The organism is Streptomyces sp. NPDC050619 (genome assembly GCF_040654815.1).
Taxonomy (GTDB): Bacteria; Actinomycetota; Actinomycetes; order Streptomycetales; family Streptomycetaceae; genus Streptomyces.
The window spans coordinates 1-14,261 of sequence record NZ_JBFAIR010000062.1 but is presented as its reverse complement, the minus strand read 5'-3'; the positions used below and the strand labels follow the sequence as shown (position 1 = coordinate 14,261).

The 14,261-nt window shown below is 70.2% G+C and carries 11 protein-coding genes and 1 pseudogene; 9 read left to right on the top strand and 3 right to left on the bottom strand.

The window, feature by feature from the left end:
- Positions 1-26 precede the first annotated feature (26 nt).
- Positions 27-683, bottom strand: a complete 657-nt coding sequence (locus AB0I77_RS50235; RefSeq protein ID WP_363289713.1) for a TetR/AcrR family transcriptional regulator — start codon at positions 681-683, stop codon at positions 27-29.
- Positions 684-899: 216 nt separating this feature from the next.
- On the opposite strand from AB0I77_RS50235, the gene AB0I77_RS50230 reads away from it, so the two are divergent.
- On the top strand, positions 900-2,381 hold the full coding sequence (locus AB0I77_RS50230) for an MFS transporter (RefSeq protein ID WP_363289712.1): 1,482 nt from the start codon (positions 900-902) through the stop codon (positions 2,379-2,381).
- Positions 2,382-2,413: 32 nt separating this feature from the next.
- Here the strand turns inward: AB0I77_RS50230 and AB0I77_RS50225 are convergent, their stop codons facing one another.
- A complete protein-coding gene (locus AB0I77_RS50225) occupies positions 2,414-2,728 on the bottom strand; it encodes an NmrA family NAD(P)-binding protein (RefSeq protein WP_363289711.1) in 315 nt (104 codons plus the stop codon).
- Between AB0I77_RS50225 and AB0I77_RS50220 the strand changes: the two genes are divergently transcribed.
- Entirely contained in the window at positions 2,715-3,071 is a 357-nt protein-coding gene (locus AB0I77_RS50220) for a helix-turn-helix domain-containing protein (RefSeq protein ID WP_363289710.1), read from the top strand. The genes AB0I77_RS50225 and AB0I77_RS50220 overlap by 14 nt on opposite strands.
- A gap of 125 nt (positions 3,072-3,196) precedes the next feature.
- Here the strand turns inward: AB0I77_RS50220 and AB0I77_RS50215 are convergent, their stop codons facing one another.
- Complete coding sequence (locus AB0I77_RS50215; protein ID WP_363289709.1) at positions 3,197-3,868, bottom strand: GntR family transcriptional regulator; 672 nt, start codon at positions 3,866-3,868, stop codon at positions 3,197-3,199.
- Positions 3,869-3,947: 79 nt separating this feature from the next.
- Between AB0I77_RS50215 and AB0I77_RS50210 the strand changes: the two genes are divergently transcribed.
- From AB0I77_RS50210 to AB0I77_RS50180, 7 genes and pseudogenes are all read left to right on the top strand, one after another.
- Positions 3,948-4,895 (top strand): C-terminal binding protein, encoded by a 948-nt coding sequence (locus AB0I77_RS50210; protein WP_363289707.1) that lies wholly within the window; start codon positions 3,948-3,950, stop codon positions 4,893-4,895.
- Positions 4,892-5,794 carry an alpha/beta hydrolase gene (locus AB0I77_RS50205; RefSeq protein WP_363289706.1) on the top strand — a complete coding sequence of 301 codons (903 nt, stop codon included), beginning with the start codon at positions 4,892-4,894 and terminating at the stop codon, positions 5,792-5,794. Before AB0I77_RS50210 ends, AB0I77_RS50205 begins: the two co-directional genes overlap by 4 nt.
- Positions 5,795-5,818: 24 nt before the next feature.
- The gene (locus AB0I77_RS50200) at positions 5,819-6,631 is read left to right on the top strand and encodes an N-acyl homoserine lactonase family protein (protein WP_363289705.1); all 813 of its coding nucleotides are present in this window, start codon (positions 5,819-5,821) and stop codon (positions 6,629-6,631) included.
- An 80-nt stretch (positions 6,632-6,711) separates the two neighbouring features.
- Positions 6,712-7,523: pseudogene (locus tag AB0I77_RS50195) on the top strand (fumarylacetoacetate hydrolase family protein).
- A 540-nt stretch (positions 7,524-8,063) separates the two neighbouring features.
- On the top strand, positions 8,064-8,837 hold the full coding sequence (locus tag AB0I77_RS50190; protein WP_363289704.1) for a hypothetical protein: 774 nt from the start codon (positions 8,064-8,066) through the stop codon (positions 8,835-8,837).
- 164 nt (positions 8,838-9,001) lie between these two features.
- Positions 9,002-11,578, top strand: a complete 2,577-nt coding sequence (locus AB0I77_RS50185; protein ID WP_363289702.1) for an AAA family ATPase — start codon at positions 9,002-9,004, stop codon at positions 11,576-11,578.
- Positions 11,579-11,581: 3 nt separating this feature from the next.
- Positions 11,582-14,261, top strand: a 2,680-nt coding sequence (locus AB0I77_RS50180) for an AAA family ATPase (protein ID WP_363289701.1), incomplete at its 3' end; no start/stop codon positions are given.

Here is a 14,261-nt window from a genome sequence, read left to right as displayed (position 1 = left end):
GCCCTGGTTGCCTGACTCAAGTAATTTCATTTTCCTCTGTGCGAAGTGACCGGCGCCAGCCACATCCCGGCGATCGCGTCCACCAGTCCGGTGGCGGCGTCGTGCCAGTTGGCACGGGGGGTGGGGGCGTTCTCGGCGAGGGCGCGCTCCCGCTCGGCGGACATGTGCAGGATCAGGTGGCGGGCCATGTCGCCGCGCTCGGCGCGGACCTCGGCGGGCAGATCGGGCAGACACCGGCTGAGCCCGTCGATGATCTGCCGCATGGAGGGCGAGGAGAGGGACTCCTCCACCATGATCTGCCGCAGCGCCGGATCGGTCATCACCTGGGCGCAGAACCGCGCGTACCAGGTGGGGCTGCCCAGCGCGGCGAGGTGTTCGGGAACCGGACGCACCAGGCAGTCCACCCAGTCGCGCACGTCCGTGGAGTCGCCGACCGCGATCAGCAGCCGGACGCGGATCTCCTCGATCCGCGCCGCGTGCTTGCCGATGATCGCGCGCACCAGGTCGGCCTTGGTGCCGAAGTGGTAGCCGACCGCGGCGTTGTTGCCCTGCCCCGCGGCCTCGCTGACCTGACGGTTGGACACCGCGTACACGCCGCGCTCGGCGAACAGCCGCTCCGCCGCGGTCAGGATCAACTCGCGCGTCGCACTGACCTGTTCCGCCCGTACCGCCCTGCCCGCCATGATCACCACCACACCCGGGACTTCGGGACAACCCCACGACGGCCAGCCCCTCGAGCCGTCGCAGGTCAACCGCCGAAGCGGCGGGTTCCAGTGACGGAAGCCTACGCAACGGCACGACCAGGCAAGCCGAGGGATTAAGCTAAGTCAAGCAGCTGAATTAAATTCGGCCGATCTCCTCACCTTCCCTCTCCGTCACCATGCCTATGGAGGCCTCGCATGTCCGACGCCCTTGCCCGACCTGCCGACGCCGGGGGCGCCGCTCCACCGAGACCGAACGCCGTGGTGGCGGTCCTGGCCTTCGGCGGAATCGTCGTCTCGCTGATGCAGACCCTGGTCATCCCGATCGTTCCCGAGCTGCCGAAGCTCCTGGACGCCCCGGCCTCCGACACGGCGTGGGCGGTGACCGCGACACTGCTGGCGGCCGCGGTGGCCACCCCGGTGGTGGGCCGCCTCGGCGACATGTTCGGCAAGCGCCGCATGCTCCTGATCAGCATCGTGATGCTGGTGACCGGCTCGGTGGTGTGCGCGCTCAGTGACACCCTGGTGCCGATGATCGTCGGCCGGGCACTCCAGGGCCTGGCCTCCGGTGTCATACCGCTGGGCATCAGCATCATGCGCGACGAACTGCCCGCCGAGCGGCTGGCCGGTTCCACCGCGCTGATGAGCGCCTCCCTCGGCGTCGGCGGCGCCCTCGGGCTGCCCACGGCCGCCCTCATCGCCGACAACTTCGACTGGCACGTGCTGTTCTGGGCCTCTGCCGCCATGGGCGCGGTCGCCTTCGTGCTCGTCGTGGCCGTCGTGCCGGAGTCGCGGGTGCGCACCGGCGGCCGTTTCGACGTGGTCGGCGCGCTGGGCATGGCGACCGGGCTGGTCTGTCTGCTGCTGGCGATCTCCAAGGGCGCCGACTGGGGCTGGACCAGCGGCACCACCCTCGGTCTGCTCGCCGCCGCCGTGCTGGTCCTGTTGGCCTGGGGTGTCTTCGAACTGCGCACGCCGCAGCCGCTGGTGGACCTGCGCACGACCGCCCGCCGGCAGGTGCTGGTCACCAACCTCGCCTCGGTGGCGGTCGGCTTCTCCATGTTCGCGATGTCCCTGGTCCTGCCCCAGCTGATCCAGCTGCCCGAGCGGACGGGCTACGGCCTGGGCGCGTCGCTGCTGACGGCCGGTCTGGTGATGGCGCCCTCCGGCCTGGTGATGATGGCGACCGCCCCGGTCTCCGCGGCCGTCTCCAAGGCCAAGGGACCGAAGGTGACGCTGATGATCGGCGCGGTGATCGTGGCCTGCGGCTACGGCCTGAACATCGTGCTGATGTCGCAGATCTGGCATCTGGTGCTGGTCTCGTGTGTGATCGGCGCCGGAATCGGCTTCACGTACGGGTCGATGCCCGCCCTGATCATGGGCGCCGTGCCGGCGAGCGAGACGGCCGCCGCGAACAGCCTCAACACCCTGATGCGGTCCATCGGTACGTCGGTGGCCAGCGCCATCGCCGGTGTCATTCTCTCGCAGATGACCATCAGCCTCGGCGGTTACGCCCTGCCGTCGGAGAGCGGCTTCAAGACCGTCATGGCCATCGGCGGGGGCGCCGCGCTCCTCGCCTTCGCCATCGCCGCGTTCATCCCCGGCCGGCGGACCCCCGTCGCGACCGCCGCGGCACCCGCCACGGCCACGGAGCCGGCGGGCGCGCCCTCGGGTAAGTGAGGGCGCCTCTGAGGGCCGGCGGCCGGCGGCCCTCAGAATTCCGTCGTCCGCCGTCCGCTTCGATGGCGTGCGCTCCCGAACCCGTGGTGGAGCCCGCTGCACCGCCGAGGTGGCCCGATGAGCATGCCTTGGCAGCGCCACGCGGAGGACCACGCCCCCACCGTTGACTTGTCCTGGAGAACCGGCATCCGCTCGTCCTCCAGCGGCAGCAGCTCGCGGGTGTCCTCCAGCGTCGACCACACCACGTGCCGCAGTCCTGTGGCCTTGGCGGCCCGTACCAGGACTTTGATCTCCTCGATTTCCTTCGCCGCCGAGCCGTGCGCCCAGAAGTTGGTGAGCGCGCGCACCCCGAAAGCCGAATCCGGCTCGGCGAGGATCGCCCGCGTTACTTCATGGCTGCTGTCCCAGCTCGACCGCATCGGCGACAAGTGGTCGGTGCTGATCGTGCTGCAGCTGGGCGACGGGCCCCGGAGGTTCAGCGAACTGCGCGGGATGGAACGCGACGGCCTGCTCACCCGGAAGGTCTTCGCCGAGGTCCCGCCGCGCGTGGAGTACGAACTGACCCCACTCGGCCACTCCCTTGGGCCCGTCATGGAGCCGATCAACGCCTGGGCCGACAAGCACGTGGACGCGGTCCTGTCCTTCCGAAAGGCCCACGACACCCGTGCCGCCGACACGACCGCGTCCTAGCTTCTGAGTCGCCGGGTTCGGGCGGGCCTCCGGTTGGGTGACCTCGGGCAGAGCCCAGGGCGTTGAGGTCACGGACCGACGAGGACCCGTTCCCTGATCTCCGCGGCACACCCTCGCCACGGCTGCTACTTCAACTGATCGCCGACATGTGCCTTGATCAACGCCTCGACCAGGTCGAGATGGTGCACGGTCTCGGTGCTGATCGACTCGGGGTCGCCGGCGGTGAAGGCGTCGAGTAGTGCGCGGTGGTCGTGCTGCGCGGGTTCGTCCACGTGAAACGCGGTCACCCCCAGCCGGACGTAGCGCTCGGACGTCAGCCAGAGCTGGCCGAGGACCCGCCTCGACACCGGGTTGAGGGCGGGCGCGAGCATGCTCTCGTGGAATCGGCGGTGCACCTCCAGCCACCGCTCGACATCGTCGCCGCCCAGTGCGCGCAGCTCGTCGTGCAGGCTGGTGGCCGATTCGATGTCGTCCGGTGTGCGGTCCGCCGTTGCCTGGACCATCAGGGGCGGTTCGATGAGCCGGCGCATCGCGTACGTGTTCTCCAGCTCGGACAGGGTCAGCTGGGTCACCATGGTGCCTTTGCGTGGCACGGTGACGATCAGCCCCTCGGCCTCCAGTGTGCGCAGTGCTTCTCGCACGGGGACCACCGAGACGCCGAAGCGTTCCTGGAGGTCCTTGGGCAGGAGACGGCTGCCGGAGGGGATCTCCCTGGTCAGGATCAGGGCACGGACGCGGTCGACCAGCTCGCGGTTGATGCCGGAGGACAAAGCGACGTTGTTGCTGTGCGGCGCCATCGAGGGACCTCCGCCTCCTTCTCTGTCTTCTGCGTCGGCAAATCTTGAGACCTTAGAGTTTATAAACTAGAGTCTCTATATGCTCATCGTACTCGCGGACACTGTCTTCCCCGACTCCGCCGTCGAGCAGAAGGTCCTCGCCGAGGCCGGCCACGAGCTGGTGGTCGCCGAATCGCCGGAGCAGGCCGTGGAGCTGCTGCGCGAGGCCGACGGCGTACTGACGGCCTTTCTCGACCTGTCCGCCGAACGGATCGGCACGATGACGCGGGCCAAGGTCATCGCCCGGTACGGCATCGGTGTGGACAACGTCGACGTGGCAGCCGCGCACAGGCGGGGCATCACGGTCACCAACGTGCCGGACTACTGCGTGGAAGAGGTCGCGACGCATACCGTGGCGATGTTGCTGTCACTGCTGCGCAAGCTGCCCGAGGCGGACCGGCATGTCCGCGCGGGCGGGTGGGGTGTGGCCGGGGTGCGGCCGCTGCGCCGGGTTTCGCAGCTGACCATCGGGCTGGTCGGCTTCGGCCGGATCGGGCGTCTCGTCGCGCAGACACTCGCACCCCTGGGGCCGACCCTGCTGGTCAGTGATCCCTACGCGCGATCGGTGCCCGACCGGGTCCGCCTGGTGGGGCAGCCGCAGTTGCTGGCGGCCAGCGACGCCGTACTTTTGCATACGCCGCTGACCCCCGACACGGCCGGCTTGATCGACGCCGAGACGCTGCTGACGATGAAACCCGGCGCCCTGCTGGTCAACGCCTCCCGCGGTGGCCTCGTGGACCTGGCCGCGGTGAGTGATGCCTTGCGCGAGGGGCGGCTCGGCGGTGCCGCGCTCGATGTCTTTCCGGCCGAACCCGTCGACCTCGCGTCGATCTCATACGTCCCGAACCTGCACGTGAGCTCGCACATCGCCTACTACTCCGAGGAAGCGCTGCGCGAGTCCCAGCACAAGGCGGCCACCCAGATCGTGCGCGTGCTCGCGGGCGAGGCACCCGATTACCCGGTCGTTGCGCCGAAGGAGTCTCAATGATCGAACCGGCCGGCATCACCCACCACACCGCACGGTTGGGCGGGATCAGACAGCACTGGGTGAGCGCGGGTTCCGGCCCGCCGGTGTACCTCCTGCACGGATTTCCGGAAACCTGGTTCGCCTGGCGCAAGCAGATTCCCGTCCTCGCGGAACGCTTCACGGTGATCGCGCCGGACCTGCGCGGCTACGGCGACACGGACAAGCCCGCCTCCGGCTACGACAAGCGGACCATGGCGGGCGACGTCATCGCCCTGATGGACCACCTCGGGCACGACAAGATCGCGCTCGTCGGGCACGACCGTGGCGCCCGGGTCGGCACCCGCTTCGCGAAGGACCACCGTGACCGCATCGACCGGCTCGTCGTCATGGACAACATCCCCACGCGGGTGGTGGCCGACGCCTACGACATCGCGCTCGCCCGGCTGGGCTACTGGTTCTTCACCTTCCTCGCCGTGCCCGACCTGCCCGAGGCCCTGATCACGGGCCGCGAGGAGACCTGGCTGACGCACTTCTACCGCGACTGGTCCTACGACCCGCAGATGCTCACACCCGAGGAGATCGCCGTGTACGTCCGCGCCTACCAGCAGCCGGGTGCCGTCCGCGGTTCGTGCATGGACTACCGGGCCGGAGCCGAGGACAACGCCCAGGACCGGGAAGACGCCGACGAACTGATCGACTGCCCGGTCCTGGCCCTGTGGGGCGCGGACTTCGACCTGGTCGGCAAGGCATTCGACGTACTGAAGGTGTGGCAGCAGATGGCACACACCGTCCGCGGCCGGGCCATCCCGCAGTGCGGACACCTCTGCCAGGAGGAACGGCCCGACATCGTCAACGCCGAACTGCTCGACTTCCTGTCCGGCTGGAACAACCAGAACAACCAGAACAACGAGAACGACTAGAACCAAGTGAAGGGGAAGAAGGCCATGAAGGGTACAAAGATGTCCCTGCTGGACCTGGGACGGATGGACGTCGACGACGGATTCTTCATCCGCGGCTGCGGCGCGGCGACGTTCTCCCAGCCCCAGGCTCCGTCACAGGTCCGCCACATCGCGGTGATCGCGACCGTGATCGAACACCCCAAGGCCGGGCCGATCCTGTTCGAGACGGGCTGCGCACAGAACGCCCGCGAGGAGTGGCCCGCCCCGGCGTGGGAGGCCTTCCCCCGCAACGTGTACGAGGAGCGTCACCACCTCGACAAGGCGCTCGAAGCAGCGGGCTACGGCATCGACGACATCAAGGCCGTGGTCATGGGCCACCTGCACCTGGACCACGCCGGCGGCCTGGAACACTTCCGGAACAAGAACATCCCCATCTACGCCCACGAACAGGAAATCCGCGAGCACTACTACGCCGTGGCCACCAAGGAAGACATCGGCGCGTACGTCCCGGGCGACCTCAACTGGCAACTGAACTGGCAGGCCATCTCCCGCGAAGAGATCGAAATCTTCGAAGGCCTCACCCTCCGCCACATGCCCGGCCACACGCCCGGGCTCATGACCATGCAGGTGGACCTGCACAACTCCGGCACCTTCATGCTCACCAGCGACCTGTTCCACGTACGGGACCTCTTCGAACAAGGCCTCCCGCAGGGCTGGCTCGGCCGCGACTCGCACTCCTGGTGGCGCAGCTACCGCTGGATGAAACTGCTCCAGCAGCGCTACGACGCCACCATGGTCTACGGCCATGACGCCACCGTGCTCGAGGAACTCCAGCGGCAGGCCGCCAGCTTCGACTGACCGCGGGCAGGTGATGCGCGGCGGGGGCGCACCACCCATCCACCCTCATTCCCTTCACGATCACAACAGAGGAATGTTCCATGCGCTTCGCCAGAGCAGGTACTGCCGGGTCCGAGATCCCCGTGGTGCTGACGCCCGAGTCGCCCGGCCAGGGCTACGACCTCCGGCCGATGGCGACGGACATCGACGGGGCCTTCCTCGCCGGCAACGGGATCGCCAAGGCCGCCGAAGCTGTCGCGGCGGGGACGCTGCCACCGATCGACTTGCGTGGGCAGCGTCTGGGGCCGCCCATCGCCCGTCCCCAGGCCATCTACGCCATAGGGCTCAACTAACACGACCACGCCGCCGATACAGGCATGGACCTGCCCGCGGAACCGATCGTCTTCAGCAAGACACCCAACAGCCTCAGCGGCCCGGCGGACGACATCGTCTTCCCCGCCGACGCACACCGCGGTGACTGGGAAGCCGAACTCGGTGTCGTCATCGGCAAGCGCGCACACCGTCTCGCCGACCCGAAGGAGGCCGCCGAGAGCAATCGCCGGCTACGTGGCCGTCAACGACGTCTCCGAGCGCGACTGGCAACTGGAGCGCGGCGGTCAGTGGCTCAAGGGGAAGTCGTACCCGACCTTCAACCCGGCCGGCCCCGTCCTGGTCACCCCCGACGAAGTGGGCGACGTGACGGACCTGCGCCTGACGCTCAGCGTGAACGGCGAACGCATGCAACAAGGCTCCACCGCGGACATGGTCTTCGACCCGCACTACCTGGTCTGGTATCTCAGCCAGTTCGTCATGCTCGAGGCCGGCGACCCGCTACCTGCGTGCCGGAGACGAGATCACGCTGTCGATCATTGGTCTGGGCAGCCAGCGCAACCGAGTCCGCATGACGAGATGACGCGAAGCCGCCGCGTAGACACAGCCAAATTGGACTATGTGATGACCCACCGGAACTACGACAAGCCACTCAACCGGAACATCTAAGGAGGAAATACCGGGTCGGGAGCAAAGCGTCGGAGCCACTCGCTGACACTCAGATTTCCCAAAAACACATAAGTATCTTTGAAGTAACCAATGTCTGTCAGATACTTTCCTGCTTCATAGGCATCCGTCAGCCGCATCACCGTCGCGCACGCACGAACGCCCCCTTCGCCGGCCGACACAGCACGGGCCGGACATAAATCGCATACAAGGGGAATACTTACGATGCCCAAGACCATTGGAAATCGTTCGTCCGCCAAAATCCTACGGCGCACGGCTGTGCCGCTGTTTGCGGCGGGGCTGCTCATCGGCGGGGCCCGGCGGCCACTGCCGCTGCCACGGGTGGCGCCACCAGCGCCGTTACTGCCAGCACCCCGGCAGCCGGCACCTGGCCGGGCAGGAAACGGTCATCACACTGCCCGGCGCCACCCCGCAACTCGGTGCGAAGCTCTAGTTCGTGCCCACCAACAGACACGGCACGCCGGGCAAGGTCCGCACGCTGGACGTCACCGGCCCGACCGGCGGGACGAGCGGCGACTTCAATCTCAACGGGATCCAGGCCACCCCCGACGGGAACACCCTGATCGTCGCCCACACCAGCCTCAACAGGGACCTGAGCCACGGCACGCTGCAGAAGGTGATCACCAGCCCGAACTTCGGCATCCCGACCACAGCAGCGCTCTTCGGCCGCCACCTCGCCGCGGTGAACGCGCACTTCGACACCGGAGTGCCGCCGACCTCTAGTCTGATTTCGGTCCGCCTTGTGGCTTTCCCCGCCCTCCTTGCCCGGGGCGCCGACCCGCAGGGCTCTCAAGGACTGGCCCGTTGGAAGGCGATCCCCTTGCCCCGCTCCAGCCGAGTTTGTCCGACTACGCGGCCATTCAAGTACCCGTCCGGGAAATTGCCATCCCAGTCAACTGAAAGTCTGCCAGAAAATCTGTATCTGGACTGGTTGGATTCGTTTTTGAGGTACTGGGTACGGATGAAGGCCAACGATGGCCCCGGCGCGGGAATCAAATGTTCACCCGCGTTACCGGTCAGTTTCTCGCAGATGGCCCGACAGCGGCCGGCACAGGACCAAGTGCACGGTCTGATCAGGCCGGTTGGCGGGCGGGAGCGCCTGAAGGGTCCGCCGCGAGTTTCCACGATGGCGCCTCCGCCGGTGCCGCCGACTTATCAACGCGTGTTGATCCTCAGTAACCTCAAAAAAAGCTCAGAGATCCCTGGGTAAAGGTGTAATTGCGGCTGGAGGCTCGCTAATCTCCGATACGAAGGGAGAGCAGGTCACCGACTGTCAACAGACGAAAGGTGCGCATGCGAAACCGTCCGCCGCTCGCCGACCGAACCCCCACCGTCCCCCACGGTGTGCGGGCCGCCCCCACCCCAGGGTCGCCCATGACCACCACCCCCGCTTTCGCCCCCGCTCAACTCGTCGGCCGGCAGGCCGTACTCGAAACGCTCGACGCACTCGTGCACCGGCTGCAGGACGGTGTCTCGGACATCGCCATCGTCGCCGGCCCCGTCGGCTCCGGCCGCAGTGCCGTGCTCGAACGGGCCGTCGACCGGGCTCGTGCCTCCGGCCTCGCCGTCGGTGTCGCCCGCTGCTCACCGCGCGAGTCCCAGGTCCCCTACGGCGCCATCACGCAGCTGGTGGGCACGCTGTGCCGTCCGTCCGGGATCAGTGCCCTCGCCTCCGGCCTCGGCCCCACCAGCAGCCGGCCCACGGACACCGTCGCCCGCATGGGTGACATGCTCCTGACGCTGTCGGCGGGACGGCCGGTGCTGCTGGCCGTCGACGACCTGCACCTCGCCGACCCCCATTCCCTGCGCCGGCTCGTCGACCTCATCCACCGCACCCGCCAGGGCGCCGTCCTCGCCCTCGTCACCTCCCCCGTGCCCGTCCGGCAGGTCCTCGACGCGGCTGGAGCACGGCCCGCGGCTCCCTTCCCGGTGCACTCCCTGCGCCTCGACCCGCTCACCACCGTCGAGGCACAAGGCCTGGTCGAGTCTTGCGTCGGCCACCCGGTACAGCGGTCCGTGCTCACGGCAGCCGCCGTCGCCGGCCGGTACCCCGCCGTCCTGCACGCCGTCGCCGAGCGGATCAACGCCCTCGGCCGCCCAGTGGACACCGAAGCCGTTCCGCAGCTCATCGCCACCGCCCGCACCACGTGGTCAAGCCGCGCCCTCACCACCGTGCAGGGACTGCCCAAGGGCGTCGTCGCCCTCCTGCGCGCCACAGCCGTCGGCGGGCATCAGTTGGAGCCGGCCCGGCTCGCGGCCCTGGCCGGCCTCGACGCCACCGCCTTCGCCGACGCCGTAGACGCGCTGCGGGCCTGCGGGCTGCTCGCCGACACCGACACGCCCCGGCTGCGCCACCCCTGGTTCGCCGACGACGTCCTCGCGGGCATGACCGGGCCCGAACGAAACCGCCTGCGCCGTCGCGCCGCCTCGCTGCACGGCCAGGAAGGCTCCCGCGTCGGCACCGCCGACGAGATGCTCGGCGAGGTCACCTCGCTCGTGCGCCCCTGGACCGCGTCACCCTTCGCCGCCGCCGCGCACGCGCGGCACGCGGTCGACCTCACCACCGCGACCCTGCGGCACTCGCTGACCGAGCCGGTGACCGAGACCGAGCGGGCCCGGCGCCTGATCCGCCTGGCCGCCGCCGAGGCCGTCACCGCACCGCAGGCCTCGGACGGCCGGCTCCGCCAGGTGATGCTGCGCCACCTGAGCCGCGAGACCTGGCCGCACGTGCTCAACGCGGCCGATCTGCTGCTCAGTCGCGGCGACGCCGAGACCGCCCGCTGGGTGATCGCCGACCTGCACTACCGGGCCCTCACCAAGATCCCCGACGACGAGCTGCGTCCGCTGCGCGCCCTCGGCCGCCTTGCCCACAAGGAGAAGGGCGGCCTGCCTCTCGTCGCCCCACCGCCCCCGCGCTCCGACCGCCCAGGAGACCCGGCCCAGTCCGCCGTACTCGCCTGGACCCTCGCGACCCGCGGCGACGAGCGGGCCCAGGCTCTCGAACTGGCCCGCAGGGCGCTGGACGAGTCCGCCTCCATGCCGTTCATGTGCCGCATAGCCGCGGCCCGGGCCCTGCTGTGCGCGGACGACGTACCCACCGCCCTCGACCGTCTGGACTCCGTCGTCGCGGACGCCCGCAGCGACAACGCCCGCGCGGCTGCCGCCCAGGCCCTGCTCAGCCGCGCCGAAGCGGACGTGCTCCTCGGCCGTGGCGAGGAGGCGCTGTGCCATCTGAACGCCGCCGCGCGGGCCCTCCCACCCGCCTCGTGGCACAGCCTCCTCGCACCCCGGCTCGCCGCAGCCGAGATCCTCGCCCTCGTCCGCTGCGGCCGCGTGGACGAGGCCCGGCTCGCCTCCGAGCGCGCCCGGATCCGGCCCGAGGGCCACAGCGTCACCACGGCCTGCCTGCTGTACGCCCGCGCCGAACTCGCCCTCATCGACCGGGACGCCGCCCGGGGCCTGCTGTTGCTCGAGGAATGCGGCCGCGTGCTCCGCGCGAAGCGCTGGCGCAACCCCATGCTCATCCCGTGGCGCAGCACCGCGGCCGTCGCCCACCATCTCCTCGGCGCTCCCGCCACCGCGGACGAACTGCTCGCCAAGGAGCGTGCTGTCGCGGAGCGTTGGGGAACGGTGAGCGCCTTCACGGCGCTGCGCGCCCGCACCCACGAGACGCTGGCGCGGCACGGGGTCGAGATCCCCTGGACACCCGGCCGTGACAGGCCTCCTACAGAGCCGGACGAGGCCGCCTGGGAGGAGGGCCTTCTCACGCCCTCCGAGCGCGACGTCGCCGCCCTCGTCGTCGAGGGACTGGCCAACCGTGAGATCTCCCGGCTGCTGGGCCTGGCCACCCGCACCGTCGAGCTGCGGCTCACGAACGTCTACCGAAAGCTCGGCGTCAAGGGGCGCGCCGCCCTCGTCGCCCACCTGAGAGCCCGGCAGGAGGACGGCTGATCCATGCTGCTGGAACGAGAGAAAGAGCTGGCCGTCCTGGACGAGGCGGTCACCCGCGCCCAGTCGGGTACCGGGGTCCTCGTCCTCGTCGAGGGCGGCCCCGGCGCCGGCACCACGGCACTGCTGAACCAACTGGCCGACCGGGCGACGGCGACCGGTGCCCTGGTCCTGCGCTCCGCCGGGACCTCCGGCGAACGCGCCGTCCCCTTCGGCGTGCTGCGCCAGCTCGTGCTCCCGCTCGTCGCCGAGCCCGGACTGCTCACCCCGCCGTTGGCCGCCGCGCCGCCCATCGCACCCGGCACGGGCCACTCGGGGACGGGCGGCGAGAGCGGCGCCGTCGTCGGCGCCGACACGCTCCACTGGTTGCACATCCTGTTCGCCGGGCTGAGCGCCGAGCGGACGGTCGTGCTCGCCGTCGACGACCTGGGCTGGGTCGACGACGCGACTCTGGAGGCGCTCGCCCACCTCGCCGCCCGCCTCGACGGGTTGCACGTGTTACTGGCCGTGGTCCGCAAGGACGGCCTCGGCACGCGCAGCCCGCTCGTCGGCGAGATCGCCGCGGCCGCCACCCACCGGGTCCGGGCCCGTAGCCTGTCGCCCCGTGCCACGGAGGAGCTGGTGGCCCGCCACCTCGGGCCCGGCTGCCCCGACGAGTTCGACCGGACCTGTCACGACCTCACCGGGGGCCGGCCCAAGGACCTGAGGGTGCTGTGCGACCGGGCCCGGCTCAGGCGGCTGGGCGCACCCCACTGGCACACGCCGCGACTGCGCGGGCTCGGCGAGTCGCTGCGCCGCGAGCGGCTGCTGTCGCTGCTGCGCCGCGAGCCCGTTCTGGACGCCTTCCTCAAGGCCACCGCCGTGCTCGCCGGCCACGCCACCGACGCCCTCGTCGCGCGGCTCGCGGGGCTGACCCGGCGGCAGTGCGAGCAGGCCCGCGAGGTCCTCACGCACGCGTGGCCCCCTGCCGCCGGCCAGGGCGCGGCCGCCCACAGGCGCGCGGCCTGCGACGTAGTACTCCAGGCGATGGGGGACGAGGAGAGCTCCCGTCGCCACCGGGAGGTGTCCGCCCTGCTCGACGCGTGTGGTGCCGGACCGGAGGAGGTCGCCGAGCCGCTGCTGCACGTCGACCGGCTCGACGACTCCTGGCAGATCCACCAGTTGCGCGCCGCGGCGGCGGCCGCACGCCACCGGGGCGCGCCCGAGACGGCCGTGCGCTATCTCAGCCGCGCCCTCGTCGACGTGCCCGCCGCGAGTCTTGTCCGCGCCGAGTTACTGTACGAACTCGGGGTCACCGAACTGGACCTGAGATCCCCGGCCGCCGGCCGCCACTTCGTGCAGGCCGCGAGGCTCATGCCCCGGCTGCGATGCCGCGCCGAGGTCGTCTCCAGCGCGCCGATGGACATCGTGCGCAGCGATCCCGAGGTCGCCGCCCTCGTCCGGGAGACGGCTGCCGACCTCGGCACGCCGCGGGAGACCGACCGGCAGGGCAGGTACCTCGCGATGCGACTGGAGGCCAGGGCCCGGTACGCCGGGCTGGAGGACCCCGGCCTCATGACGTCGGCGGCGCGCCGGCTGCACGAACTCGGCGAACAGCGCTACGGCGTCCCGGCGGCCGAACGCGAACTGCGGACCGTCCTTGTGTTCACGGCCGCCATGGCCGGGCAGGCCGATCACCGCACCGTGGCACGCATGGCCCGGCAGGTCCTGGAGGAGGAGCCCGCGCACACCGCCGTGTCCGGCCTGGTGCTGGAGTTGCTGCCTCCGGTGCTCCTCTGCACGGACAGCCCGGACATCGCCGCGTCCTGGCTGGACGCCGCGCGCCTGCACGCCACACAGGAGGGCAACCGCTCGTCGATGTCCCGGATCGAGGCCGTGCAGGGTCTCATCCGGCTCGCGCGGGGCGAAGTCGGTCTCGCCCGGGAGTGCGGCGGCCGCGCACTCGCGCTGCGCGAGGGTGCGGTACCCAAGAACCGGGTGCACCCCGCCCTCCTGCTGGGCTTGGTCGCTCTCGAACTGAACGACGGCCAACTCGCCGGGCAGGTGCTCGATCCCGCCGAACCCCCCACCGACCTGCGGCTGTTCGCTCTGCACGGGGTGCTCAACGGCATGCTGGCGGAGGCCCGGGGGGACCTGCCGGTCGCGCTCGCGCACTACTTGGACTGCGGGCGCGTCCTGGAACGGGCCGGCTGGGTGAATCCGGCGCTCGCCCACTGGCAGGTGCGGGCCGCGCTGGTCCAGCACCGGATGGGCCGGACCGCGGAGGCCCGCGCGGTGGCACGGACACATTACGAACACGCCCTACTCTGGGGAGCCCCGACCGCCCTGAGCCGCGCGCTGCGCCTGCTCGGCGTCGTCACTGATGGCTCACCGGGTGTCGAGTTGCTGCGCCAGGCCGTCGACACGGTCGAAACGGAGGGCAGCCACCTGGAGTTGGCCCATGCCCTCACCGAATTGGGCAGGCGCCTTCAGCAGGAGTCGGTCCCGGAGGGCGATCGGTTGCTCCGACGCGGCCGCCGACTGGCCGCCGAATTACTGAACGCGTCGGCCGACCCAGGGCACGGCACCATGGCCCGCCCTGCGCACGCGCTCGCGGCCGGACTCACCCCGGCCGAGACGAGGGTGGCGGAACGCGCGGCACGCGGTCTCAGCAATAAGGAGATCGCGGAGGAACTCGAAACGAGTC